Consider the following 24,394-nt stretch of genomic DNA (forward strand, 5'->3'; position numbering starts at 1 on the left):
CCCCGACGACTGGCGGATGTCCGAGCGAGGAACGGGCGTGCCCGTACCGGGGGGAGGCGCTCTTCAGCAATCCGTACAAGGACGGGCGCGAGGAGTCCCTGGTCATCAACGAGGAGAACCAGCCGACTTGTCGGGTTCGCACCGATCCCTCGGACTCGGGCTGACGACAGGAGCTCTTGCAGGCAGCCGTCGGGGAACACGCTCACCGAGGTGGTGGTTACGGTTCATCCGAATCATCCGAACAACCGTCTGGGCCTTCTGCATGCCGGTCCACCCTCGTCGCCCACAGGACCCCCGACGGAGACTGTTCGACCGGGTGGCGGCTGGTGAACCGCGCGCCACCCGGTCGAATTCGTGAGGGTGCTCGTTGTCCGGGGCTGGTGAGCCAGGAGCACGGCCTCGGTACCGGCCCGTTCAGGGGCCTGGGTTGATCGTGATCGTGAAGTACGGCTTGGTCCTCACGCGCAGGACCCGTTCAATGGGTCCCGAGTAGGAGCACAACTTCGGGGTGAAGGTGTCCCAGACTCGTACGGTGAAGTGGTAGGTGCCTTGCACCGTGGGTGTACCCGTGAAGGTTGCCTTGGTCGCGTCGTCCGGCTTGGGCGTGATCTGCAGGCCGGGCGGGCCATCGACGATCTCCCAGTAGTTGAGCGGGCTGTTCAGCGGTACGTCGGCGCCTGCACCCTCGACGGTGAAGGTGTCCGTGTACGGCGTGTCCTTCGTTCCGGCAGGCACGAGCACCTCCTTCTCACGGGTCTCTCCACCGTTGGTGATACGGGGTGCGTGGTCGAGGGCTATGCAGGCGGGGACACCTACAGCCAGGTCGCCGGTGGCGATGACGGCTGCGTCGGCCACGGTGGCCCCGATGTAAAGGCCTTTCCGCCACGCCTCGTTCTTGACGAACCTCAGCGCGATCATCCGCACGATCTGGAAGATGTTGTGCGTGTGACCGCATGCGGCGTTCACCCAGGCAGCGGCCTTGCTTGCGTCCGTGTTCGGCGGTCCCGCGGCCAGATCCACGCACTGCACCACCATGGAAGCGATTCCGATGGCGGTCTGCAGGAGGGAGCCGACCGTGATGTTGTCCGCCTTCTCGAGCCAGGTGGTGCCGAGGTTCTTGGTGAGCGTGCTCCTCGGATAGGCGAGCTCCTTGTCCATCTTGTCACCGCCGAGCGCGAGGACTATGTCCCCGAAGAAATTCGCGATGCTGAGCGCGTAGGCGCCCTTGGACAGATCGGACCACTGCTTGGCCCCCATGATCTCCGGACTACCCAGTACGAGCCCTTGGTAGCCGTTGATAATGGCGACCGACGCATTGATCAGCTTGGAGATTCCTTCACCCATGCTGTTGTTCTTGAGGAGGATGGGTTCCATGATGTCCGTGAGCCCGACACCGAATGCCTGCAGGAAGGCCCAGGGGACACCGGTGGCCTGGAGGCCGACCATGTGTTGGTTCTTGACCGGGTCGCCAGGATGTTCGGGGGGTGGATCCGGTTCCTCCATGGGGCCGTCGAGAGTCGTGAACTGTTCCTTGGGGAACGGCGGGTTATCGACGCCGAAGATCAGTTTGTGGATGGTGGTCACGAAGAACCCGGCGACAAGGAAGACGAATCCGCCGATGGTGAGCGGTTCGGGCTTCCTGAGCGGATAGGCCACCGTCTGGACCCACTCGTAGAGAGTGTCGACCAGGGGGAGGGAAATCGGGTACTTCACCAGATCGGTCAGTTTCGCCACTCCCGCCTCGGCGAATTCGAGGAGAGCCTGGACGACGTCGTGCGCGGCATCCAGCGCCTTGATGATGAAGTTCCGGACTCCGTCGAGGAGGCTGGCGTAGGTCGAGCGGCCCGTCTGGTCGTCACTGTTCGAGACAAAGCTCTCTACGAAGTTCTGCAGAGTGGCGCTGAAGTCGACCAGGGTGCCGAAGCTCGCACTGGACGTCAGCTTCTGCACCAGCGTGTCCAGTTCCGACACCAGGGGCGGATCGACGAGGCTGAAGGGCTGCGCGTCCGTTGCCGCCGGGGCGCCCAGCGTCTTGTTCAGGAACCATGTTCCCTGCGGGGAGGACATGTCCTTCTGTTCGAGATCTCCTCCGGTGGGAGAGGGAGCCGGATCGACCTTGTTCCCGAAGTCGCCCATTCGCGCACCCTCGTAACGATTGATCATTTCGTCGAAGGTGTGGTTGATCTTCTCCTTCTGCGCCTCGAACCAGTCCTCGGTGAGCCCAGCCACGGAAGTCAGGCACGCGGTCATTTTCGTACTCGTGCTCAGGAAAATGGTTTCCAGCGCTTCCTTCGTGTCCCAGATGTCGTCGAGGGCGAAGAGGGACTTGAGCCAGTCGATCACCCGCATGATCGCGTCGGCGATCATCTGGAAGACCGCCTCGACCGCCTGGATCGCCTGCTCGATGGCCTCGATGATCATTTCGCCGAGAGAGACGACGGCATCGCCGATCCAGATGGCGATCTCGACGACGGTGGAGACGATGACTTCGGCGACCCGGGTCGCGCCCGTCTTGATGCCCTCCCACACGTCCGACGCCCAGCTGGTGAAGTCGTCCCACCAGCCCCCGTAGGACGGGTGGTTGTTGCGGTAGGCGCGGTAGGCCTCGAGCTCCTCCTGACTCCGGAAGGCCTGGAAGGCCGGTCTGTCCTCGTCCCAGAGCTGGATCACGTACCCCACGACCGGCTCGGCCGTCCGCCCGTCGAAGGTGAGCTTGAGTTCCTCACCGCCGGCGGCTTGGGCGTACATGTTGCTGCAGTGGTCGACGACGACCTTCGGGGTGAGCCCGCGTTCCTCCAGAGCGTCCCAGTTCGCGAGTGGGGGCGCGTCCTCAAGCTTGACCGACGGGTCGTTGGGGACGGCTTTCGCGTCCTTCAGGAGTTCGGGAGTGAAGGTGCCCTTCTGCGAGGGCAGCGTGCCTTCGCCGGCCAGGAAGGAATTCGCCTTCGCGGCGAAGTCGATGGCGGCTCCTTCCCGGAGGCCGTCGGCATTCAGGTGGACCACAGGAGGGTTGAGCCCACGGGCCGCGATGGAGATGACCAGCTTGCCCGACTGGTTGGTCATGACGGCGATGGTCCGGCCCGGTCCGACCTGATAGGACACCTCGTCGATCTGTACCTCGACCAGCGAGTCCGCGGAGACGCTCACGCTGTGCGCTTCCATGGGGCTGCCCTGCTTGGACAACAGCGTCGCCTCGGCCACGTAGTGGGAGACGATGAAGGGTGCTTCCTCCTCCTTGGGAGGCGGAACCCGCACCTTGTCCGTCTGCCATTGCGACGTCGTGATGTCCTGCGTGCAGAGACAGTACGCCTCCGCGGCGCTCATCCCGCTCATCTTGATCAGCTCGGACGGCTTGAAATCCGGATACGGGTCGAGCTGGAACCCGATGATGTCGGCATGCAGGCCGACCGTGACGAGCGTCGAGGGACCCGGTGGAGCCTGATAGACGGGTGCCATCCTGCCGCCGCGCTGCCCCATGACGGAAACCTTGCGGCTTCCTGGGCGGTAGGCCACCAGGTACTGAGAGCTGCCGGTGCCGCTGTAGTCGTAGGGGGACACCGTGTCGGCCGACGAGGTGAAATCGTATCCCCCGATGCCGTAGCGGCTTTGCACAGCGGGTGCGTACCGTGTGGGTGCGGCGTCGTCCCTCTTGAGGATCCACACCGTCTGGTCGCCGTACTTGGTGACGTCTCCGGGCCGGTAGGCGATGATGTGGTCGTTCTTCCCCAGCCCCGTGTAGTCGAAGGGCACAAGGCGGTCGTTGGGCCTGATGAGGTCGTAGTCACCGATGCCCTTACCGTCGCTCTTCATCACGGTTGTGAACCCGCCACTTTTGTCGGGCTGGACGATGTAGACGATCCCCGTGCCGGGGCGGTATGCCAGCAGGTGCGTATTGCTGCCTGTGCTGCCGTAGTCGAGGCCGATGACGATGTCCGAGGGATTGTTCAGGTTGAAGCCGCCCAAACCGGTACTGGAGGTCACCACGGGGTGGAAAGTCCCGTCACCGTTCGGAGCCAGCACCCAAGCCGTTCCGGTGCCCGGTCTATAAGCCAGAAGGTGAGTGTTCTTCCCCGATCCCGAGTAGTCGAAGGGCACCAGCCGGTCGGCGGTGCTGGCGAGATCGTATTTCCGTCCGGGTTCACCGATCCCCCCTGACGTCACGGAGACCGCCGCGGTGAACCCCTCAGCGCCGGGGTTCTTTTGGAGGATGGCGAACTTTCCGGCCCCCGGCCGGTAGGCGAGTACGTATCGCGCACTCCCCGAACCGGTGTAGTCATAGGCCACGGCCTGGTCCGCGTAGGACGCGAAGTCGTAGTCCGGGAGTCCCGCGGCCGACTGGTACGCGTGGGTGAACCCGCCGGGTTCCGGCGTACGCTTGATCACCCACACGACCTTCTCCCCCGGGCGGTATGCCAGCAGGTGGTCGGACGAGCCCTGACCGGTGTAGTCGAAGGCGACGAGGCGGTCCTGTGGGCGTGCCAGGTCGTAACCCCCAATGCCGACCGGGGCGGCCGCGACGTTCGCCGAGGTCCACGCCGGCTGTACCACCCGTGCCGTGTCGGGCCCCAGACCCGCTTCCCGGGTCTGCCAGCTTCGCTGGTGGAGAACCTGGAGGTTGCCAGCCGTCTGCCCCTGGTTGGAGGACGTGCCGAAGACGTGCAGGAGGCCGTTCGCGTCCTGCCAGACCTGCGCTCGCGCCTGGGCGGTGAACCCGGCGCCCATGACCGGATCAAGAATCAGGTGGTGCCCGGGTGTCATGTACGAACCCGTCACCAGGTGCTGTCCTTCGAGGTAGGCGAACCCCACGTCCCCTTGCGGGTTGTCCTGGTTCAGGTTCGGCACATAGTAGGTCCCGCAGAATTGGTCCACTGTCGTGCTGACCTCGTACGGGCCTTGGTACTGTCCGCCCCACTCTTCGTAGCGCAGAAGCCTCTTCCCCTCCAGGAAGTAGTAGACGTATACGTTCTTCTGCCCCGTCGCCGGGTAGTAGGGCAAAAATCCGCCCCCCACGACGGGCATGCCGGGGGCGAAGAGGGGACTTGCACGGAGGACCCAGGGCTGCCCGCTGCCACTGGTGTCAGGGAGCCGCGGGACGAGCACAAGGAAGTCCGACCCGCCGGCGTCGCTCAGTGTGGAACCCAGCACGAGCGGCCCGCTGTTCGGGGAATACGTCACGCAGAGTGAACGGGCGTAGTGCCCCTGGATGTGGAAGTCGGCCGCCTTCTTCCACGAGCACTGTGCCACGCCGTTGGACTCCCCCACCTGAGTCAACAGGAGTCCGAAGACATCGCCTGTCGTGTCCTTGGGACTGCATATGGCCCAAAGATCACCCGAGGGGTGTGTCACGACCAGGACCTCGGACCTGAGGGATGCCGGAGATCGGCTGCTGCAACCAGCCTGTGTCGGACGATTCAGTGCGCTCCAAGTACGTCAACTGCCCTTGGGGTGCAGTTCTGATCACCAACGCTTCCTCGCGACCGTCCTTGAAAGGATTCGCGAACAGGGCTTCCTGGTTGACTCCGTCACCGGCCGCAACGCCGATGGCGCGCACGGCGTCCTGCATCATCTCCGTCGACACGGAGAAGGAGCCCGGTGTGATCGGGTTGGCGTTACTCTCATCCTCGCTGCGCGGGGTGTTGCGGAAGGTCTCGATGCTCATGAAAAACCCCAGTGAACTACGCGATGGCGCAGTTAGGGGAATCAGGGCATGGCCTTACAGTGGAGAGTGGTCCGCTTCCCGGAGTGCGCACGTCGCCCACGAAATTCTGACTAGCCCTCAAGCCACGGACCGAAGGCCTTTTCCTCCTCTGTCCCATGAACGCGGGCACCCAGTGCGGAGGTTGCGCGAGTCGTGGGACGGCATCCGTTTGCGGAGATGCCGGAGCAATGAAGAAAGTTTCCACTTCACATTACGCCGGATGGGCGATGGGTGCATCCCAGGGGGACGTCCCCGCGGTCGGGCACTGCCGGACGGGTGGGGCGGTCAGGGCGCTGCGCAGGCTTACTTCCAGGAGCCGCCGCGAGCACTGCGGTGGCGAATGAACTCTGGATCACGGAGGAAACCTTCACGGTGCCGGCGAACGCCGACTTCACGCAGGCCTTGACCTATGGCGGCGCGAACAACGCCATGAACGGTTCGCTGGAGGAATGGACCGTAATCACGGTTCCGGCGGGTGCGAATGTCACCTGTGCGAACGGGAATCGCATCGGCAAGCTCGGGCTCGGGAGGTTACGAAGCCACCGTGCAGGTCCACGACCAATTCGCCCCGCCCCTGTACGGCACCGCCACCCGCACGTCATGGTGGGATGACGGGCCACCGGCGCTGAGGCGCCACTTCCGGCGCCTCAGCCCTCCCCGTCGAACTCCGCCAGCGCCTCCGTCAGCCACGCCGTCCAGAACCGCTCCAGCTCGATGCCCCCGCGCAGCACCAGGTGCCGCAGGCGGTCGGCCTCGGCGGTGCGGCGCTCGGGCGGGAACTGGCGTTCCTCCATGCCCCGGTACTCCGCCAACTGCGCCTGGTGGAGCCCGAGGTGGCGGCGCAGCTCGTCCGCGAGGCCCTCCGTTCCCACCACGGCCGCCGCGCGCAGCCGCAGCAGGAGGGCGTCCCGGATGGGCTTGGGGTCCTCGCTGTGCCGTACCCAGTCCGCCAGCGCCGCACGGCCCGCGGGCAGGACCTCGTACTCCTTCTTCTGCCCGCGGGACGGGACCTCACAGGGCAGCGCCCGGATCTGCCCCGCCTGCTCGAGTTTGCCCAGCTCGCGGTAGATCTGCTGGTGCGTGGCCGACCAGAAGTAGCCGATCGAGCGGTCGAAGCGGCGGGTCAGCTCCAGGCCGGAGGACGGCTTCTCGAGCAGGGCGGTGAGGATCGCGTGCGGCAGTGACATGACCGCATCCTAGGGAGTGTCCGGAAAGTAGCGTCGTCCGCCCGGACGCGGGAGCGTCACAGGGTCGCCGCCAGCCGCGTCCCCTGGTCGATGGCCCGCTTGGCGTCCAGCTCGGCCGCCACGTCCGCGCCGCCGATCAGGTGCACCGGCGCCCCGGCCGCCACTAGCTCCTCGTACAGGTCGCGCCGCGGCTCCTGGCCCGTGCACAGCACCACCGTGTCGACGGGCAGGGTGCGCGCGTGGCCGTCGACCGTGATGTGCAGGCCGTCGTCGTCGATCCGCTCGTACGACGCGCCCGCGATCATGGTGACGCCCCGGTGCTTCAGCTCGGTGCGGTGGATCCAGCCCGTGGTCTTGCCGAGTCCGGCGCCGACCTTGGACGCCTTGCGCTGGAGCAGGTGCACGGTGCGCGGCGGCCGCGGCCGCTCGGGTGCGCGCAGCCCGCCCCGCTCGGTGTAGGACATGTCCACGCCCCACTGGCGGAAGTAGGTCTCGGCGTCCTGGCTCGCGCCCTCGCCGCCGTCCGTGAGGAACTCCGCCACGTCGAAGCCGATGCCGCCCGCCCCGATGATCGCGACCCGCTCGCCGACCGGGGCGCCGTCGCGCAGTACGTCCAGGTAGCTGACCACACACGGGTGGTCGACGCCCTCGATGACGGGGGTGCGCGGGGTGACGCCGGTGGCGACGACCACCTCGTCGTAGTCGCTCAGCAGCTCGGGCGTGGCGTGCGTGCCCAGCTTCACGTCCACGCCGCGCAGCGTCAGCTGGGTGCGGAAGTAGCGCAGCGTCTCGTCGAACTCCTCCTTGCCGGGCACCCGCTTGGCGATGTTCAGCTGGCCGCCGATCTCGTCCGCCGCGTCGAACAGGGTGACGTCGTGCCCGCGCTCGGCGGCCGAGACGGCGCAGGCGAGGCCGGCCGGGCCCGCGCCGACGACCGCGATCCGCTTGCGCAGCCGGGTGGGGGAGAGGACCAGCTCCGTCTCGTGGCAGGCGCGCGGGTTGACCAGGCAGGAGGTGATCTTCCCGCTGAAGGTGTGGTCGAGGCAGGCCTGGTTGCAGCCGATGCAGGTGTTGATGGTCTCCGGCCTGCCGTCCGCCGCCTTCGCGACGAAGTCGGGGTCGGCGAGGAACGGCCGGGCCATCGAGATCATGTCCGCACGCCCCTCGGCCAGGATCCGCTCGGCGACCTCGGGGGTGTTGACGCGGTTGCTGGTGATCAGCGGGATGGACACCGAGCCCATCAGCCTCTTGGTGACCCAGGTGTACGCGCCGCGCGGCACCGAGGTGGCGATGGTGGGGATGCGGGCCTCGTGCCAGCCGATACCCGTGTTGATCATCGTGGCTCCGGCCGCCTCGATCTCCCGGGCGAGCGCCACGACCTCCTCCAGGGACGAGCCGCCCGGCACGAGGTCCAGCATCGAGAGCCGGTAGATGAGGATGAAGTCCGGGCCCACCCGCTCCCGGGTCCGGCGCACGATCTCCAGCGGGAAGCGCACCCGGTTCTCGTAGGAGCCGCCCCACCGGTCCTCGCGCCGGTTCGTCCCGGCGGCGATGAACTCGTTGATCAGGTAGCCCTCGGAGCCCATGATCTCGACGCCGTCGTACCCGGCGGACTTCGCCAGCTCGGCGGCGCGCGCGTAGTCCTCGATCGTCTGCTCGATCTGCGCGTCGGTCAGCTCGTTGGGTACGAAGGGGCTGATCGGCGCCTGGAGCGCGCTGGGCGCGACCAGGTCGGGGTGGTAGGCGTACCGCCCGAAGTGCAGGAGCTGCATCGCGATGCGCCCGCCCGCCGCGTGCACCGCGTCCGTCACGACGCGGTGCGCGGCGGCCTCCTCCTCGGTGGTCAGCTTGGCCCCGCCCTCGTAGGGCCGCCCGGCGTCGTTGGGCGCGATGCCGCCGGTGACGATCAGCCCGACGCCGCCGCGGGCCCGCTCGGCGTAGAAGGCGGCCATGCGCGCGAAGCCGTTCTCGGCCTCCTCCAGCCCCACGTGCATGGAGCCCATGAGCACCCGGTTGGGCAGCGTGGTGAACCCGAGGTCCAGGGGTTCGAGCAGGTGCGGGTACGGGGCCGGGGCCTGGGCCTGGGTCGCAGTCATGGGGGCGCCTCCTCGCGCGATGTCGTCGCCCCAGTTGTAGACGACCACGGAGGCCTTGTGCAACAAGTTGCATAAGGTTCGGCACGTGACCTGCACAACGCGCACGGCAGACCCGCCCTGGCGGTGACGCGTCCTAGCGGTCCGTGACCGCCGCCGCCCACTCCTCCAGCTCCTCCGGGGTGCGCGGGCCCGCCTCCCCGGGGCCCAGCAGGCCCCGGTCGCGGAGCACCCGGGCCACCGCCATTCCCCAGGGGCGGCGCAGCCGGGCGGCGTCCAGGAGCGCCTGGTCGGCGAGGAGCCCGGCCACCGGGCCGGTGCGCAGGCCCTCGGAGGTGAGGACCGCCGCGTCGTCGGCCCAGCGCAGCGCGAGGTCCACGTCGTGGGTGGCCATGACGACCGTCGTTCCGGAGGCGCGCAGCCCGTCCAACACGGCCAGCAGCCGCTCCTGGCCGTGCGGATCGAGCCCCGCGGTCGGCTCGTCGAGGACGAGCACCCGGGGATGCATGGCGACCGCTCCCGCGATCGCGGCCCGCTTGCGCTGGCCGTACGACAGCAGGTGCGTCGGCCGGTCCTCCAGCGCCGCGATGTCCAGCGCCTCCAGCGCCTCGCTCACCCGCTCCCGCACCTCGCGCTCCGTGAGCCCCAGGTTCATCGGCCCGAACGACACGTCCTGGCCCACGGACGCGGCGAACAACTGGTCGTCCGGGTCCTGGACGACCAGCTGCACCGTCGTCCGCAGCCGGGTCAGCCCGGCCCGGTCGTACGACACGTCCCGCCCCTCCAGGCGCAGCCGCCCGCTCACCGGCCGCAGCCCGCCGCTCAGCAGCCGCAGCAGCGTCGTCTTGCCGCTGCCGTTGCGGCCGAGCAGCGCGACGGACCGCCCCGCGGGCACGGCGAAGCCGATGTCCCGCAGCACGGCGGGGCCGTCCTCGTAGGCGTAACCGGCGCCGACGAGTTCCACCACGGCGGAAGCGTTCATGACAGGAACCTCTTCAGGACGAAGGTGAGGGCGACGAGCCCCGCGAGCAGGGCGCCCGTCGCGGCCAGGAACCGCCCGGAGACCGCGGTCCGCGGCACCAGCACCCGCAGGGTGCCGTCGTAGCCGCGGCCGGCCAGCCCCGTCTGGAGCCGCGCGGCACGGTCGAAGGCCCGGACGAAGGCCGTCGCGCCGAGACCAGCGAGGGACCGCCAGGCGGCCGCCCTGCTCGTCAGCCCCAGGCGCGCCGCCTGCGCCTGCCGGACCCGCCGGACCGCGTCCAGCAGGAGGAAGGCGATCCGGTACATCACGAGCGCCACGTCGACGACCGGCGCCGGCACCCCCGCCCGCGCCAGCCGCGGCAGCACGTCGGAGACCGGTGTGGTGAACGCGAACAGCAGCACGCCCAGCGAGGCCGCGGACGTACGCAGCAGCAACTGCCCGGCGTGCAGCGGTCCGTCGGGCGCGAGCGAGACGAAACCGCCCGCCCCGCCCACCTGGAACAGCAGCGGAACCGCCCCCGTCACACAGAAGCCCAGCGGGACGCGCCACGCCCGCCACAGCTGCCGCGCGGCGACCCCGGCCGGGCCGAGCAGCACCACCAGGGCCGCGGCGGCGACCAGCACGGCGCCCGGCCAGGGCGGCAGGCACACGGCCAGTACCGTCAGGCCGAACCCCAGAGCGGCCTTCTCGCACGGATGACGGCGGCGCCAGCGACTGCTGTGCGCCGCCGCGTCGATCGGCAGCACCGGGCGGCTAGGCGGAGGGCTGCCGGTCGCCGGCGCCCGGGGCGTCCGCGCCGTGCGCCTGGTCGTCCCCGGCCTGCTCCCGGGCCCGGGTCTCGCCCTGCCGGCGTCCGCGCCGCAGCCCGAAGTAGTACGCGAGCACACCCGCGCCGATGGCGGCCTGGAGCGCGAACAGGGCCGACTCGACCTCGCCGGACGGCGGCTCGTACAGCGGGCTGAACCACGGCTCGTAGTCCGGCTCCAGCTCGGTGATGGCCGTCTCCGCCTGCGCGTCGGCGCCCGCGAACGGCTCCTCCTTGTGGTCGCCCATGCCCAGCGCGAGCGGGAGGACGGCCAGTGCGACCACGACGAGCAGCAGCAGCGTGTTGATCCTGGCGTTACGGCTCATCGGGCCACGGCCTCCTTCGAGTTCTTCGCCGGCTTCGCCGACAGGACGCCGAGCCGGAGCAGGTCCCCCTTGCTCGACTGCGTCAGCAGGCGCATCACCAGCACGGTGAGCAGGCCCTCGCTGACCGCCAGCGGGATCTGTGTGACCGCGAAGATGCCGCCGAACTTCGCCAGCGCGCCGGCGAAACCGCTGCCCGGGTCGGGGAACGCCAGCGCGAGCTGCACGCTGGTGACGCAGTACGTGGACAGGTCGGCGACGAACGCCCCGAAGAACACGCTCACCATCAGCGGCGCGCCGAAGCGGCGCAGCAGCCAGTACGTGGCGAAGCCCGCCCACGGCCCGGCTATCGCCATGGAGAAGGCGTTGGCGCCCAGGGTGGTCAGGCCGCCGTGGGCCAGCAGCAGGGCCTGGAAGAGGAGCGTGATGGTGCCCAGCACCGCCATGATCGGCGGCCGGAACAGGATGGCCCCGAGCCCCGTGCCGGTCGGGTGCGAGCAACTGCCCGTCACCGAGGGGATCTTCAGCGCGGAGAGGACGAACGTGAAGGCACCGGAGGCGCCGAGGAGGAGGGTCGACTCGGGATTGGCCCTGACCTCACGGGTCAGGGCGCGGACGCCATGGGCGACGAACGGAGCGGCGGCGACGGTCCAGGCGACCGCGTGCGCAGGGGGTAGGTACCCCTCGGCGATATGCATGATGTGGGAGACCCTCTCCAGCACCTCGTGGATGGACAACGCGCCCCGGCCGGTCTCCTGGCTGACGGGATGACAGAGGATGCCGCCGCGGCCCCGCCTTCCCGGACCCGCGGTCTCCCGCGGTGTTCCAGTGGCTTCCCGGAGGGGTGGAGCCGGACTTCCCGATCACAGTGGCGAGGGCCGCACCGGTACCGCACCGGTTTCCCGAACACCAAGGCCCTGCGACAGTAGTGCGTTGACCAGGTACATCACAACCCGCGCGGCGACCGGGAACGTCACACCCGAAACGGGACCGGGCCGGGGCCGGGACCGCGGCCGGGGCCGCCACCGGGCGTCACCGCCCGCACCACCCCGCGCCTCCGGCCGCGCTCCCGGTCGCGCCCTCGTCGTCAGCCCTTGCGGTAGCCGTACGCCTCCGCGGCCGCCGTCGCCACCGCGTCCAGGTCGCCGCCCGCCGAGGCGGTGACCACCGCGGCCACCGCGCCCTCCACGAACGGCGCGTCCACCAGCCGGGTGCCCGGGGGGAGCTCGTCGCCCTCCGCCAGCAGGGCCTTCACCGTCAGGACCGCGCTGCCCAGGTCCACCAGGACGGCCACGCCCGCACCGCCGTCGACCGCCGTCGCCGCCTGCGTGATCAGCTCCGCGCTGGTGCCGAGCCCGCCGTCCGGAGTGCCGCCCGCCGCCGCCACCGGCGCGGTCTCCCCGCCACCGGCGAGACCCCGGGCCAGGTCCGCCACCGAGGACGCGACCCGGGCGCTGTGCGACACCAGCACGATGCCCACCCGCGCGGTCACCGCGCCGCCTCCGCCCCGGCGAGGGCGCCGATCAGCAGGGCGGACGACGTGGCCCCCGGATCCTGGTGCCCGACGCTGCGCTCACCGAGGTAGCTGGCCCTGCCCTTGCGCGCCCGCATCGGAACGGTCGCCAGGGCGCCCCGGTCCGCCGCCTCGGCCGCCGCCGCGAACGACGCGCCGAGCGACTCGGCCAGCGCCTCCACGGCCGGCTCCAGCGCGTCCAGCATCGTCTTGTCCCCGGCCTTCGCCCCGCCGAGCTGCGCCACCGCGGCCACGCCCACCCGCAGCGCCTCGGCCAGCTGCACGGGCGCCACCTCGGCGGCGTCCCCCAGGGCCTTCCCGGTGCGCCGCAGCAGCGTGCCGTACAAGGGCCCCGAAGCACCGCCGACCGTCGAGATCAGCTCCCGCCCCGCGAGCACCAGCACCGCGCCCGGCGTCCCGGCCGGGTCACCCTCCAGGGCCTTGACCACCGCGGCGAATCCCCGCTGGAGGTTGGCCCCGTGGTCGGCGTCCCCGATCGCCGAGTCGAGGTCGGTGAGCCGCCCGGCCTCCCGGTCCACGGCGGCGGCCGCGCCGGTCATCCAGCGCCGGAAGAAGTCCGCGTCGAGCATCACGCGCCTCACACTCCCCATCGCAGGGCGGCCGTCCGCACCGGTGCGTCCCACAGCCGCAGCAGTTCCTCGTCCGCCTGGCACACGGTCACCGAGCACCCCGCCATGTCGAGCGAGGTCACGTAGTTCCCGACGAGCGTACGGGCCACGGTCACGCCCCGCTCGCCCAGCACCCGCTGCACCTCGGCGTTGAACCCGTACAGCTCCAGCAGCGGTGTCGCGCCCATGCCGTTGACCAGCACCAGCACCGGCCCGCTCGGCCTCAGGTCCTCCAGGACGGCGTCCACCGCGACGTCGGCGATCTCCCGCGACGTCATCATGGGCCGCCGCTCCCGGCCCGGCTCGCCGTGGATGCCGATGCCCAGCTCCAGCTCGCCCGGCGGCAGGTCGAACGTCGGGCTGCCCTTCGAGGGGGTGGTGCAGGCGCTCAGCGCCACCCCGAAACTCCGCGAACTCGCGTTCACCCGCCGGGCGATCGCCTCCACCCGCTCCAGGGGCGCGCCCTCCTCGGCGGCCGCACCGGCGATCTTCTCCACGAAGAGCGTCGCGCCGGTCCCGCGCCGCCCCGCCGTGAACGTGCTGTCCGACACGGCCACGTCGTCGTCGACGAGGACCCTGGCGACCTGCACGCCCTCGTCCTCGGCGAGTTCGGCGGCCATCTCGAAGTTCAGCACGTCGCCCGTGTAGTTCTTGACGACGAACAGCACGCCGTGCCCGCTGTCCACGGCGGCGGCCGCCCGCACCATCTGCTCCGGAACGGGCGACGTGAACACCTCACCGGGGCAGGCCGCCGCCAGCATCCCCGGCCCCACGAACCCGGCGTGCAGCGGCTCGTGCCCCGACCCGCCGCCCGACACCAGGGCCACCTTCCCCGCCACGGGCGCGTCCCTCCGTACGACGACCCGCCTCTCCACGTCCACGGTGAGTTCGGGGTGCGCGGCGGCGATCCCGCGCAGCGCGTCGGCGACGACGGTCTCGGGTACGTTGATCAGCATCCTCATGGATACCTCCTGGTGAGTCTGGCAGGCATGGGACCGAGCAGGCTTTTCGCGGGCCAGGATGGGTGAGAGAGACGATTGATCTTGGCGGTTCGCGGCGCCCGGGGGCGGCTCCGCGTGGTACCGAGACCGACCCGTTGGCGTCGTTCCTGACTATCCGTCAGGATGGGCCTGCGCTGCGTCCTCTTTGCGTTTGTGCATGATGGAGCGATTATCGGCGTGGGGATGCGTTCGCGCACCGGTGCGTCGTGGCCGGAAACGGCCGACTCCATGCCGACAGGCTTCAGGTCATGCCTGCGCGCTCGGCGGCGACCGACTGAACGGCGAGTGCCGTGCGGGGATGCGTGCTCGAAAGGCGAGCCACGGATGAGCCCGCAGGGAATACGGTCCGTGGCTGTGGACTTCCGGTGAGGAGTCCGTTGCGGCGTCCTGGGGAAGCGATGCGCGATGGGGATGTCGGGCGGGGCGGCGGACACAGCGGGTATCCGGTACGAGGACCGGTGGACCGCGCGCCCGGAACCCCGCTGCCCGAAGTCGCCGACGGAAAGACCTGGGTTGCTCGCCATCGCCCACCTGGACGCTGTCAGTCCGTACAGCGGTCGCACGGCGGATGCCGTCGAGACCGTTGAAGTGTTCTCGCTCAACTCTCGGTTGCGCCGAACATCAAGGTGCTCTTGGCGGCGCACGAGCGGCGGGATTCCCCGAGGGGGAGCCGACCGAAGCGTCGGTGCGCGACGCACTCACCGTGGGACTCACCGTGGGAACGGTCCCGACAGCCTGAGCCCGAACGCTTCGACCGGCAGGGCACCACCGGCGGTGCCGCGCCCGGTCGGCTCAGCGCCCCACGACGTCCCTCGCTACCCGGCAGCCACGACCGGGCCGGCCGTGACCTGAGGACTGTTGGGGAGCAGCGGCGCGAGGTTGTCCCTGACGAAGTCCGCCGCCTGCCTGATCGAGTCTTCGGCCCCGGAGCGGTCTTCGAAGACGCTGGTGGAGACCATCACTCCGTCCCCGGCGTCCACCCAGTAGTACGCCACGAAGCCGGGGACTCGCCGCAGGACAGGCACGAATCCCTCGTCCACTCGACGTCCGGCCTCGGCCGAGTCAGTCACTCCCTCGTAACGCCGGATCACTGCGTACATGGCTGATCTCCTCGTCGATCCCCAGGGCACCTTGTGCGAAGAGACGTACCCTCGCCGGGCGTCTCCCGCTCGGTGGACCTTCGGAGGTGACCTGGATGGGCGTACCGGCTGTCCGATCCGGAGACCAGCCGGGTCCGTCGCCAGTCCAGCTGACCGGTCGGTACCGCAAGCCGGATTGCGGGACCGGTCGGACGAGGCCACGCCCCGGCGGCCCGCCGTCAGCCGGAGATCTCCTCGACGAGCCCGGCCAGCGCCCGCGCCAGCGCGGCGACGCCCTCGTCCCGGGGCGCCCCCCGCTCGTCCAGGTACAGGTCCCGCCGGATCTCCACCATCAGGGCGCTGACCCGCGGCTCCCGCCCGTAGTACCGCAACGGCATGTACGTTCCGCCGAACGGGCTGTTCAGCCCGGTGCCGCCGAAGCCGCCGAACGCCCGCCGGGCCGCGTCGAGCAGCCCGTCCGGCGTGTGGAAGGAATCGGTGCCGAGGCACACCGGCGGACGCGGCCCGTCGCCGTGCAGCTCGTACGGCAGCACCTTCGCCGGGTACGAGTGGACGTCGACGACCACGACACGCCCCACCGCCGCCAGCCGCTCCGCCACGGCCGCCTCCATCGCCTCGGCGTACGGCCGGAAGTAACGGTCGATCAGTGGCCGTGCGTCGGTGTCGTCCGGACGCAGCACCTCGCGGTGCGTGGTGCGGGTGTAGACCGCGCCCATGCCCACCGCCAGCATCTCCTCCCGCTCGTCCGGGAACCGCTCCGGGTCGACCACCAGCCGGGACAGCCCGTTGACGAACCGCCAGGGCGCCACCCGCGCGGCCCCGGCCGCCGTGGCGGCGATCCGCTCCGTGTACGCGTCGGTGATGTGGTCCAACTCCTCGGCGAGCGCCCGGTCGTCGAGCACGATCCCGGCCCGCACGTCGCCGGGCACCACCCGGGAGGAGTGCGGGACATGGAGGACGACGGGGGAGCCGGGCGCGCCCGGGTGGAGCCGGAAGGCGGCGGGGCGGTCGGCGGACGGTTCGGTCACGTGGTTCCTCGCTGTGGGCCGTGGCGGCCGTCCGGACCGGGGTAGGCGGACGGCATGGGTGAGATCATGATCGGCACATGTTCCTGGACGGACAAGGCACTTGTGGGCAGCGGGTGGTACCCGCCGGGGCGGCGCGACGCGGAGGGCCGGCTGCGGCACTACGCCGACCGCTTCCCCGTCGTCGAGGTCGACGCCACGTACTACGGGCTCCCCAGCGAGCGCAACAGCCTCCTGTGGGCCGAGCGCACCCCGCCGGGCTTCCGCTTCGACGTCAAGGCGTTCTCCCTCCTCACCGGCCACCCCACCCGGACGGCCGCCCTGCCCGCCGACCTCCGCGACCGCGACCCGCGCGACCCCGGGCTCCTGGACGAGGTGTGGCACCGTTTCAGCGGCGCCCTGCGCCCCCTGCGGGACACCGGCCGCCTCGGCACCCTGCTGTACCAGTTCCCGCCCCGGTTCGCCCCCGGCCCCGGCGCCGAGACCGTCCTCCGGCGGACCCGGGAGCGCGCGGCCGGCTGGCCGGTCGCCGTCGAGTTCCGGCATCCCGGCTGGTGGCGCGACGACCACCGCGCCCGCACCACCGCCCTGCTGAAGGACCTCGACACCGCCGCCGTGGCCGTGGACATGGCGCAGGACCTGCCCACCTCCATACCGCCGCTCACCCCCGTCGCCTCCGAGGACCTCGCCGTCGTCCGCTTCCACGGGCGCAGCGCCGCGTGGGGCACCGGCAGCAAGGAGGACCGCTTCCGCCACCACTACACGCCCGGCGAGCTGGCGGAGTGGCGGCCCCGCCTCCACGCCCTGGCCGACCGGGTCGCGCACCTGCACGTCCTGTTCAACAACTGCTGCGCCGACGCCGCCGTACGCGCCGCCGAGACCATGCGGGACCTCCTCGTACCCGCCACACATCGTCGCGGGCCGACCGGGTAAACGGGTGGTACACACCCCTGAGGAGGACCCGTGTCCGGACTGATGACGCGTATCAAGCAGTTCACCCGAAGCCCGCAGGGACAGCGGGCCATCGCGTCGGCGCGCCGCGCCGCCGCCGACCCGCGCAAGCGCGCCCAGGCCCGCTCGCTGCTGGGCCGGCTGCGCGGACGCCGGTGACCGAACCACGACCGGTGACGACGGACGGACGGCGAACGGCGGACGACCGGTGGAGGCCGGACGGCCGGTGACGGACGACCGGTGACGACGCGGCGCCGGTGAACGACGGACCGAGGAGGGCGAGCGGGCACATGGCCAAGGGAACGCTGACGCGGTGGGAACGAGCCCTGGAACGCTGGCAGAGCGCCCTGGTCTCCAGAGCCGTCCACCGCGAACCCGTCGAGCTGCTCGACGCGCTGCGGCGCGAGTGCGACGACCACGCCGTGGTATGCAGCGAGAACAGGGTCGTCGTGCCCAACGCCTACGAAGTGGAACTGGACGCCGCCGTCCACGAGGAGCTCCTGCGCCACGGCTGCGGCGACGTGGGGCAGGAGCTGACCGACGCCCTGGCCCGGCACGGGGAACGGCACGGCTACGAGTGGGCCGGGCCGCTGGCCGTCCGGATCGTCCCGGCCGCCGGCCCGTCCGCCGACCCCTACCGGGTCAGCAGCAGCCCCATGCCGCACGTCCGCGCCGACGCGTTCCCAGCGGCCGGCTGACCCGCCTGACTGGCTGCCGGCGCCGGGGAGGGCGCAGCATGGGGTGAGGACGATGGACAGCGGCGCACGCTGGTGGCTTCCCCCGTCCGGAGGCGGTGCACGCGTTGACCGGGCAGATCTTTGCGACCTGCGGGGTGGAGCTGGCCGCTGTCTACGTGCCCTCCGACAACATCGACGAGCTGCGCCTCGCCGAGGCCTCCGGTGACCTGCACGGTGCCTACGAACCGGCGCGCGTCCACATGCTGTCCGGGCGCTCACCGGTGGCCGACGCCTGCCGCGCGGGCCGGCCCCAGTGGATCACCGCGGACGGCGCCGGGCCCGAGGGTGCCGGCGGCCCCGTGTCGCTGGGCGCGCTGCCGCTCGGCGGGGACCCGCGGCTCCTGGGCTGCCTCCTCGTCGTCCGCAAGGGCACCGACGGCTTCGACGACGACCAGCGCGCCTTCCTGGAGCTGTACGCCGACCAGACGGCGGCCGGCCTCGAGGCGGCCGCCGCCCGGGTCGCCGTGCCCGTCGACGTCGGCGCGTCCGCGGGCCCGGAACTGCTGCCGTCACGCGGCGGCACCTTCGTCCTGACCCTCCGGAGCGGCCACATGGCGGTCGACGGCCAGGTGCTCCAGCTGCTCGGGGTGGCTCCGGACGACTACGACGGGCACGTGTCCACCCTGCTGGAGTGCGCCGTCCCCGACGACGTCCCGGCCCTGATGTCGATCGTCGAACCCGACCGGTCCACCACCCACCAGCAGCTCGCCTTCCGCGTCCGCCGGCCCGGCGGCGAGCTGCGCTGGCTGGGCCTGCGCTGCCGGGTCCTGCCCGGGCCGCACGGCCGGCCCGAGCGCATCCTCGGCGTGGTGGGCGACGCCTCCTACCTGCGCCCCACCCCCGACGAGGTGTCCCTGGTGCAGCGGCTGTCGGCCGCGCTCGCCGGCGCCGCCACGATCCGCGACGTGAGCAGGGTCGTCGTCGAGTCGCTGCGCGCCCCGCTGGCGGCCGACCGGGTCGCCGTCGCGGAACTGGAGGGTGACCGGCTGGTGGTGACCCTCTTGGACCCACCACGCCCCGACGCCTGGCCCGGGGCGTGGCGCTCGGAATGGCGCTCGGAGTGGCCGGACGCCTCCCTGCACAGCCTGCCGACCCTGGAGGGCGCCGTACGGGAGGGCCACGTCGCGCTCTGGCCGCCCGGCGCCGGCCTCGAACCGGGGCTCGCGGGCATCGGCCCCGGCGGGCTCGCCGTCCTCCCGCTGCCGGCGGACGGCCGGATGGTCGGGGTGTGCCTCGTCGGCTGGGACGGCGAACACCGCTTCGGTCCGGACGAGCGCTCCCTGCTGACGGCGACGGCCGGTCTGGTGGGCCAGGCCCTCACCCGCGCCCACGCCCTGAACGCGGGCCACGAACTCGCCACGATGCTCCAGCGCAGCCTCCTGCCCCGCAAGCTCCCGGCCCTCCCGGGCGGGGAGGCCGTCGCACGGTACCTGCCCGCCACCGTCGGCCTCGAGGTGGGCGGCGACTGGTACGACGTCATCCCGCTCTCCAACGGGCACGTGGCCCTCGTCATCGGAGACGTCCAGGGCCACAGCGCCGGAGCCGCCACGATCATGGGGCAGATGCGCACCGCGATCCGCGCGTACGCCGTGGAGGGCCACCCGCCGGACGTCGTCGTCGCCCACGCCAACCGCCTCCTCGTCGGCATGGAGACCGACCTGTTCGCCACCTGCACCTACGTCGACCTCGACATGGAGGAAGGGCTGGCCTGGGTGGTCCGGGCCGGACACCTGCCGCCCTTGCTGCGCCTTCCCGACGGCACCACCGACGTGCCGGAGATCGAGGGCGGCCCCCCGCTCGGCGTCATGGCCGAGGCGGAGTACCCGCTGACCGAGATCGGGCTCCTGCCCGGCACCCTTATCGCCCTGCTCACCGACGGCCTGGTGGAGTCGGCCAGCCTGCGCCTGGAGGACGGGATGCGCGCGGTGTGCGAGGCGCTCGGCCGGGCCGACCCCGCCGACCCGGGGCGCGTCGCGGACGACCTCGTCGCGGGCACGCGCCGGCGGGACGACGACGTGGCGGTGCTGCTGCTGCGCTACGACGGGATGCGGGTCCGGCCGATCCGCGCCCGCTGGGCGGTGTGGCGCCTGCCGGACGCCGTCATGCACGCCCGTCGCTTCACCGGCCGCACCCTGCGCGGCTGGGGCGTGTCGGAGGAGGTCGACATGGTCCAGCTGGTGGTGTCCGAGCTGGTCACCAACGCCATCGCGCACACCCAGGGCGAGGTGCGGCTCGATCTGACCCTGGCGGGGGACCGGCTGCGCGTCGCCGTGAACGACGCCTCGCCGCGCGCCCCGGTGAAGTCGACGAGCGTGGACTGGGAGGCGACCGGGGGCCGGGGGCTCCTGCTTGTCGAGGCGATGTCCACGACCTGGGGCTCGGTGCCGCTCAGCGGGGGCAAGCAGGTGTGGTGCGAGGTTGCCCTGACCCCGCGTGAGGACACCGGCGAGGTGACCGCTCCGGCCGGGACGGCTCCGGCCGGGAGGGCCGGGGCGCACCGATGAACCGGCACCGGACGACAGAGACGGAGGAGGTGGACGAGGTGGACGAGGTGGCCGAGGGGAAGGCGCACCGCCGCCGGACCGTGCCCGCGCTCCTGCTGGCGGCCGGGCTCGCGCTGACCTCCGGCCTCGCGGCCTGCGGCGAGGCCGCCGAGGTGCGCGACCCGCAGACCCGCACCGCCCGCGACAGCCGTACGGTCGGCCTGCTGCTCCCGGACAGCACCAACCGCTTCGCCGAGTTCGACCGGCCGCTGATCGAACGGCGGGTCGCGGAGCTGTGCCCCGAGTGCGACGTCGAGTTCGCCAGCGCCCAGGCGGACGTGGCGACCCAGCAGCGGCAGCTCGACGCCATGATCACCAAGGGGGTCCGGGTGATCATCCTGGACGCCGTCGACTCCAAGTCGCTGAGCTCCTCGGTCGACCGGGCACGGCGGGCGGGCATCGAGGTCATCGCCTACGATCGGCTCGTGGAGGGCCCCGTCTCGGCGTACGTCTCCTTCGACGGCGAACGGGTCGGGCGGCTCCAGGGCGAGGCGCTCCTCCGGGCCCTCGGCGACGAGGCGCGCGACGGGCAGATCGTGATGATGAACGGTGCGGCCACCGACCCCAACTCGGCCTGGTTCAAGGAGGGTGCCCTCGCCGCCCTCGAAGGGAAGGTCACGATCGGGAAGGCGTACGACACCGCGGAGTGGCGGCCGGTGAACGCCCACGTCAACATGGCGGGAGCCATCGCGTCCCTGGGCGCCGACGAGATCGACGGCGTGTACTCGGCCAACGACGGCCTCGCCGCCGGGATCATCTCCGCCCTGAAGGCGGCCAAGATCCACCCCCTGCCACCCGTCACGGGCCAGGACGCGGAACTCGCCGGAATCCAGCGGATCGTCGCGGGGGACCAGTACATGACCGTCTACAAACCGTTCCGGCTGGAGGCGAACGCCGCCGCCGAGATGGCCGTCGCGCTCGTACGGGGAGGGACGCCGTACGGCATCGCGACGGGCACCGTCGACAGCCCCACCACGCCGGACATTCCCTCCGTCCTGCTCACGCCGATAGCCGTGACGGCCGACACCATCGAGGAGACCGTCGTCAAGGACGGCGTGTACACGGTCGACCAGATCTGCACCCCCCGGTACGCGGACGCCTGCGAGCGGGCGGGGCTGACTCCGCCGAGCCCGGCTCCCTAGGAGGGGAGCGGCGGGCGCGGGCGGGTCGCACGGCGAGGAAGGGGTTCCCATGTCAGCACCACCCCTGCTGGCGCTGAAGGACATCTCCAAGCGGTTCGGCGCCGTGCAGGCGCTCGCCGGCATCGACCTGGAGATCCGCGCCGGTGAGGTCGTCGCCCTGGTGGGTGACAACGGCGCCGGCAAGTCGACCCTCGTGAAGATCATCGCGGGTGTGGACCCCGCCGACCACGGCGTCGTCGAGTGGGACGGCCGGCCCGTCCACATCACCCGGCCGCACGACGCGCAGGCCCTCGGCATCGCGACCGTCTACCAGGACCTGGCGCTGTGCGACAACCTCGACGTCGTCGGCAACCTGTTCCTCGGCCGGGAGATCCACCGGATCGGCGTCCTCGACGAGGTCGAGATGGAGCGCCGCACCCTCGACCTCCTCGACACCTTCTCCCTCCGGATGCCCAGCGTCCGGGTGCCGGTCGCCTCGCTGTCCGGCGGCCAGCGGCAGACCGTCGCCATCTCCCGCTCGCTGCTGGGCGAGCCACGGCTGGTGCTGCTCGACGAGCCCACCGCCGCGCTCGGCATCGAGCAGACCGCCCAGGTCCTCGACCTGGTCGACCGGCTGCGGGAACGCGGCCTCGGGGTGCTCCTCATCAGCCACAACATGGGAGACGTCAAGGCCGTCGCCGACTGGATCGCGGTCCTGCGCCTCGGCCGCAACAACGGCTTCTTCGACGTGACGACGACCTCCCACGAGCAGATCATCTCCTCCATCACCGGCGCCACCGACAACGCCGTCACCCGTCGCGCGACCCGCGAGTGGGAGGCCGGCTGATGAGCGGCGGACGCGGTGCGGACGGCAGGGGCACAAGAGGCGGCGGAGGCGGCGCGGGCGGCCGGGGGGCCAGGAGCACGGCCGGCAAGGACACCCCCGGTCCGCACCGGTGGGAGGCCTTCCGGGAGGGCCTCCGCAGCGGCGAGCTCGGCTCCCTCCCCGTCCTGCTGAGCCTGGCGTCCATCTGGCTCGTCTTCTTCGTCCTGGACGGGAACTTCCTCTCGCCGCGCAACCTCTCCAACCTCGGCGTCGACATCGTCGGCACCGGGATGATCGCCGTCGGCGTCGTCTTCGTCCTGCTCCTGGGCGAGATCGACCTGTCGGTGGGATCGGTGAGCGGCCTCGCGGCGGCCGCCTTCGCCGTCCTCAACATCCAGCAGGGCATGCCGGAGGGCCTCGCCGTCCTCGTCGCCGTGGTCATGGGAACGGCGATCGGGGCCGCACAGGGCTTCTTCTTCGCGCGGGTCGGTGTGCCCGCCTTCGTGGTCACCCTCGCCGGACTCCTCGGCTGGAACGGCCTGATGCTGTACGTCCTCGGGTCCAGCGGCACCATCAACCTCGACGACCGGGGCCTGGTCGCCAGGCTCACCAGCCACTACTTCACCGACGTCGCGGTCGCCTACGGGGTGGCGGCGCTCGGCACGGCCGGCTTCTTCCTCGTCTCCTACCTGGACGCCCGGCGCCGCGCCGCCGCCGGTGTGCCGTCCCGGAGCCTCGGCGGGATCGCGGTACGCACCGGAGCCCTGGCCGTCGTCGCCTTCGCCGCCGCGTTCGTGCTCAACCGGTTCCAGGGCCTCCCCCTCGCCCTGCTGATCTTCCTGGTGGTCCTCGTCGGCCTGGACCAGGTGCTGCGCCGCACCGCGTACGGGCGCATGGTCTTCGCGATCGGCGGCGGCGTCGAGGCCGCCCGGCGGGCCGGCCTCGCAGTGGCGGGCGTGCGGATCTCGGTGTTCATGATGTCGGGCACCATGGCGGCGGTGGGCGGCCTCTTCCTGGCGTCGAGGGTCACCTCCGCGAGCCAGGCCTCCGGCGGCGGCAACCTCATGATGAACGCCATCGCCGCGGCCGTGATCGGCGGCACCAGCCTGTTCGGCGGGCGCGGCGGGGTGTGGTCCGCGCTGCTGGGCGTCCTGGTCATCCAGTCGATCGCCTCCGGCGTCGCCCTGCTGGGCATCCAGGGCGCCGTCCAGTACATGATCACGGGCGGGGTGCTGCTCGTCGCCGTGGTCATCGACTCGCTGTCACGGCGCGCCCAGAAGGCCCACGGCCGGGTCTGACCGGGCGGGCCGCCCCCTCGTAGCGGCCTCGCCCCTCGCGTACCGGCCCCGCCCTACGCCTGGCGGGCCGGGTGCGCCGCGATGGACGCGACCGGGGCCGTCTCGCTCAGGTGCCCCACCTGGTGCCGCGCCCGGTCGGCCGGCGCGGGCGTCCCGGTGATGGCCGCCGTCGCCGGGGCGGCCGCCGCGCCCTTGCCCCGGTCCTCCGGCGCGCCCGCCGCCACCGACGACCAGGTGCGCAGCCGGTGGCTCGCCGCGTCGTCCAAACTCACCGGCGCCCCGCGCTGCTCCGCCAGCCGGCTCGCCTCCCGGCCGAGCGCCGCGATGTCGTCCCACCGCAACCGCAGGACCACGGCCACCTCCGCACCACCGTCCGGGAGCCCTCGCATCGCCGGCTCGTCGCGCTCGTTCATCGCCGCTCCTGTCGTCGCCGCAGTGATGTCTCACCGGATCAGTACGGACGGTGCCCGCACCCCGTTCAGCGCTGCTCGAAACGGTGTTCCCACCTGTCCTCACCGGTTTCCCGCCTGTTCCCCGCCTTCCCGCGTGCCCCGGGTCCCTC

21 protein-coding genes and 1 riboswitch are annotated in these 24,394 nt (G+C 71.4%); of the genes, 7 read left to right on the top strand and 14 right to left on the bottom strand.

What is annotated here, in order from left to right; translation table 11 throughout:
- Positions 1 to 414: 414 nt before the first annotated feature.
- The 13 genes from EIZ62_RS30540 to EIZ62_RS30600 form a co-directional block, all read right to left on the bottom strand.
- Positions 415 to 5,244: a hypothetical protein gene (locus EIZ62_RS30540; RefSeq protein WP_156695891.1), complete on the bottom strand. Its 4,830-nt coding sequence runs from the start codon at positions 5,242 to 5,244 to the stop codon at positions 415 to 417.
- Positions 5,245 to 5,326: 82 nt separating this feature from the next.
- Positions 5,327 to 5,659, bottom strand: a complete 333-nt coding sequence (locus tag EIZ62_RS30545) for a hypothetical protein (RefSeq protein WP_156695892.1) — start codon at positions 5,657 to 5,659, stop codon at positions 5,327 to 5,329.
- Between the two features lie 686 nt (positions 5,660 to 6,345).
- Positions 6,346 to 6,885, bottom strand: coding sequence for a PadR family transcriptional regulator (locus EIZ62_RS30550; RefSeq protein ID WP_156695893.1), 540 nt, complete (start codon positions 6,883 to 6,885; stop codon positions 6,346 to 6,348).
- A gap of 56 nt (positions 6,886 to 6,941) precedes the next feature.
- Entirely contained in the window at positions 6,942 to 8,981 is a 2,040-nt protein-coding gene (locus tag EIZ62_RS30555; protein ID WP_156695894.1) for an NADPH-dependent 2,4-dienoyl-CoA reductase, read from the bottom strand.
- Between the two features lie 133 nt (positions 8,982 to 9,114).
- Positions 9,115 to 9,960, bottom strand: coding sequence for an energy-coupling factor ABC transporter ATP-binding protein (locus tag EIZ62_RS30560; RefSeq protein ID WP_156695895.1), 846 nt, complete (start codon positions 9,958 to 9,960; stop codon positions 9,115 to 9,117).
- Entirely contained in the window at positions 9,957 to 10,706 is a 750-nt protein-coding gene (gene cbiQ, locus EIZ62_RS30565; RefSeq protein WP_156695896.1) for a cobalt ECF transporter T component CbiQ, read from the bottom strand. The genes EIZ62_RS30560 and cbiQ overlap by 4 nt, the downstream gene beginning before the upstream one ends.
- Positions 10,707 to 10,713: 7 nt before the next feature.
- Positions 10,714 to 11,091 (bottom strand): energy-coupling factor ABC transporter substrate-binding protein, encoded by a 378-nt coding sequence (locus EIZ62_RS30570; RefSeq protein ID WP_156695897.1) that lies wholly within the window; start codon positions 11,089 to 11,091, stop codon positions 10,714 to 10,716.
- The gene (locus EIZ62_RS30575) at positions 11,088 to 11,786 is read right to left on the bottom strand and encodes an energy-coupling factor ABC transporter permease (protein ID WP_156695898.1); all 699 of its coding nucleotides are present in this window, start codon (positions 11,784 to 11,786) and stop codon (positions 11,088 to 11,090) included. Before EIZ62_RS30575 ends, EIZ62_RS30570 begins: the two co-directional genes overlap by 4 nt.
- A 30-nt stretch (positions 11,787 to 11,816) precedes the next feature.
- A riboswitch (cobalamin riboswitch) is annotated at positions 11,817 to 12,017 on the bottom strand.
- 158 nt (positions 12,018 to 12,175) lie between these two features.
- Positions 12,176 to 12,580, bottom strand: a complete 405-nt coding sequence (gene dhaM / locus EIZ62_RS30580) for a dihydroxyacetone kinase phosphoryl donor subunit DhaM (protein WP_156695899.1) — start codon at positions 12,578 to 12,580, stop codon at positions 12,176 to 12,178.
- Positions 12,577 to 13,191, bottom strand: coding sequence for a dihydroxyacetone kinase subunit DhaL (gene dhaL / locus EIZ62_RS30585; RefSeq protein WP_156696682.1), 615 nt, complete (start codon positions 13,189 to 13,191; stop codon positions 12,577 to 12,579). Before dhaL ends, dhaM begins: the two co-directional genes overlap by 4 nt.
- Positions 13,192 to 13,199: 8 nt before the next feature.
- A complete protein-coding gene (gene dhaK / locus EIZ62_RS30590; RefSeq protein WP_156695900.1) occupies positions 13,200 to 14,192 on the bottom strand; it encodes a dihydroxyacetone kinase subunit DhaK in 993 nt (330 codons plus the stop codon).
- An 854-nt stretch (positions 14,193 to 15,046) separates the two neighbouring features.
- The gene (locus EIZ62_RS30595; protein ID WP_156695901.1) at positions 15,047 to 15,331 is read right to left on the bottom strand and encodes an antibiotic biosynthesis monooxygenase family protein; all 285 of its coding nucleotides are present in this window, start codon (positions 15,329 to 15,331) and stop codon (positions 15,047 to 15,049) included.
- A gap of 218 nt (positions 15,332 to 15,549) precedes the next feature.
- Positions 15,550 to 16,359: an N-formylglutamate amidohydrolase gene (locus EIZ62_RS30600; protein ID WP_156695902.1), complete on the bottom strand. Its 810-nt coding sequence runs from the start codon at positions 16,357 to 16,359 to the stop codon at positions 15,550 to 15,552.
- Positions 16,360 to 16,413: 54 nt separating this feature from the next.
- Here EIZ62_RS30600 and EIZ62_RS30605 point away from each other — a divergent pair, with 54 nt between their 5' ends.
- The 7 genes from EIZ62_RS30605 to EIZ62_RS30630 all read left to right on the top strand — a co-directional run bounded on the left by EIZ62_RS30605 (position 16,414) and on the right by EIZ62_RS30630 (position 23,832).
- Positions 16,414 to 17,289: a DUF72 domain-containing protein gene (locus tag EIZ62_RS30605; protein ID WP_156695903.1), complete on the top strand. Its 876-nt coding sequence runs from the start codon at positions 16,414 to 16,416 to the stop codon at positions 17,287 to 17,289.
- A 30-nt stretch (positions 17,290 to 17,319) separates the two neighbouring features.
- Positions 17,320 to 17,466: a hypothetical protein gene (locus EIZ62_RS32075; protein ID WP_167536446.1), complete on the top strand. Its 147-nt coding sequence runs from the start codon at positions 17,320 to 17,322 to the stop codon at positions 17,464 to 17,466.
- A 131-nt stretch (positions 17,467 to 17,597) separates the two neighbouring features.
- A complete protein-coding gene (locus EIZ62_RS30610; RefSeq protein WP_156695904.1) occupies positions 17,598 to 18,005 on the top strand; it encodes a DUF3662 domain-containing protein in 408 nt (135 codons plus the stop codon).
- Positions 18,006 to 18,109: 104 nt separating this feature from the next.
- Positions 18,110 to 20,548 (top strand): SpoIIE family protein phosphatase, encoded by a 2,439-nt coding sequence (locus EIZ62_RS30615; protein WP_156695905.1) that lies wholly within the window; start codon positions 18,110 to 18,112, stop codon positions 20,546 to 20,548.
- Positions 20,545 to 21,729: a sugar ABC transporter substrate-binding protein gene (locus EIZ62_RS30620; protein ID WP_156695906.1), complete on the top strand. Its 1,185-nt coding sequence runs from the start codon at positions 20,545 to 20,547 to the stop codon at positions 21,727 to 21,729. The genes EIZ62_RS30615 and EIZ62_RS30620 overlap by 4 nt, the downstream gene beginning before the upstream one ends.
- 49 nt (positions 21,730 to 21,778) lie before the next feature.
- Complete coding sequence (locus EIZ62_RS30625; RefSeq protein WP_156695907.1) at positions 21,779 to 22,555, top strand: ATP-binding cassette domain-containing protein; 777 nt, start codon at positions 21,779 to 21,781, stop codon at positions 22,553 to 22,555.
- Positions 22,555 to 23,832 carry a sugar ABC transporter permease gene (locus EIZ62_RS30630; protein ID WP_156695908.1) on the top strand — a complete coding sequence of 426 codons (1,278 nt, stop codon included), beginning with the start codon at positions 22,555 to 22,557 and terminating at the stop codon, positions 23,830 to 23,832. The genes EIZ62_RS30625 and EIZ62_RS30630 overlap by 1 nt, the downstream gene beginning before the upstream one ends.
- A gap of 53 nt (positions 23,833 to 23,885) precedes the next feature.
- Here the strand turns inward: EIZ62_RS30630 and EIZ62_RS30635 are convergent, their stop codons facing one another.
- Entirely contained in the window at positions 23,886 to 24,245 is a 360-nt protein-coding gene (locus EIZ62_RS30635; protein ID WP_156695909.1) for a hypothetical protein, read from the bottom strand.
- Between the last annotated feature and the right edge of the window lie 149 nt (positions 24,246 to 24,394).

Source organism: Streptomyces ficellus, from assembly GCF_009739905.1.
Classification (GTDB): domain Bacteria; phylum Actinomycetota; class Actinomycetes; order Streptomycetales; family Streptomycetaceae; genus Streptomyces; species Streptomyces ficellus_A.

Bases quoted from the DNA above. Each gene is read 5' to 3' on its own strand.
- EIZ62_RS30570 (WP_156695897.1), bottom strand. From the start codon at position 11,091: ATGAGCCGTAACGCCAGGATCAACACGCTGCTGCTGCTCGTCGTGGTC.
- EIZ62_RS30595 (WP_156695901.1), bottom strand. From the start codon at position 15,331: ATGTACGCAGTGATCCGGCGTTACGAGGGAGTGACTGACTCGGCCGAG.
- EIZ62_RS30625 (WP_156695907.1), top strand. From the start codon at position 21,779: ATGTCAGCACCACCCCTGCTGGCGCTGAAGGACATCTCCAAGCGGTTC.
- EIZ62_RS30550 (WP_156695893.1), bottom strand. From the start codon at position 6,885: ATGTCACTGCCGCACGCGATCCTCACCGCCCTGCTCGAGAAGCCGTCC.
- EIZ62_RS30630 (WP_156695908.1), top strand. From the start codon at position 22,555: ATGAGCGGCGGACGCGGTGCGGACGGCAGGGGCACAAGAGGCGGCGGA.
- dhaL (WP_156696682.1), bottom strand. From the start codon at position 13,191: ATGCTCGACGCGGACTTCTTCCGGCGCTGGATGACCGGCGCGGCCGCC.
- EIZ62_RS30635 (WP_156695909.1), bottom strand. From the start codon at position 24,245: ATGAACGAGCGCGACGAGCCGGCGATGCGAGGGCTCCCGGACGGTGGT.
- dhaK (WP_156695900.1), bottom strand. From the start codon at position 14,192: ATGAGGATGCTGATCAACGTACCCGAGACCGTCGTCGCCGACGCGCTG.
- EIZ62_RS30560 (WP_156695895.1), bottom strand. From the start codon at position 9,960: ATGAACGCTTCCGCCGTGGTGGAACTCGTCGGCGCCGGTTACGCCTAC.
- EIZ62_RS30575 (WP_156695898.1), bottom strand. From the start codon at position 11,786: ATGCATATCGCCGAGGGGTACCTACCCCCTGCGCACGCGGTCGCCTGG.
- EIZ62_RS30555 (WP_156695894.1), bottom strand. From the start codon at position 8,981: ATGACTGCGACCCAGGCCCAGGCCCCGGCCCCGTACCCGCACCTGCTC.
- EIZ62_RS30605 (WP_156695903.1), top strand. From the start codon at position 16,414: ATGGGTGAGATCATGATCGGCACATGTTCCTGGACGGACAAGGCACTT.
- EIZ62_RS30620 (WP_156695906.1), top strand. From the start codon at position 20,545: ATGAACCGGCACCGGACGACAGAGACGGAGGAGGTGGACGAGGTGGAC.
- EIZ62_RS30610 (WP_156695904.1), top strand. From the start codon at position 17,598: ATGGCCAAGGGAACGCTGACGCGGTGGGAACGAGCCCTGGAACGCTGG.
- EIZ62_RS30545 (WP_156695892.1), bottom strand. From the start codon at position 5,659: ATGAGCATCGAGACCTTCCGCAACACCCCGCGCAGCGAGGATGAGAGT.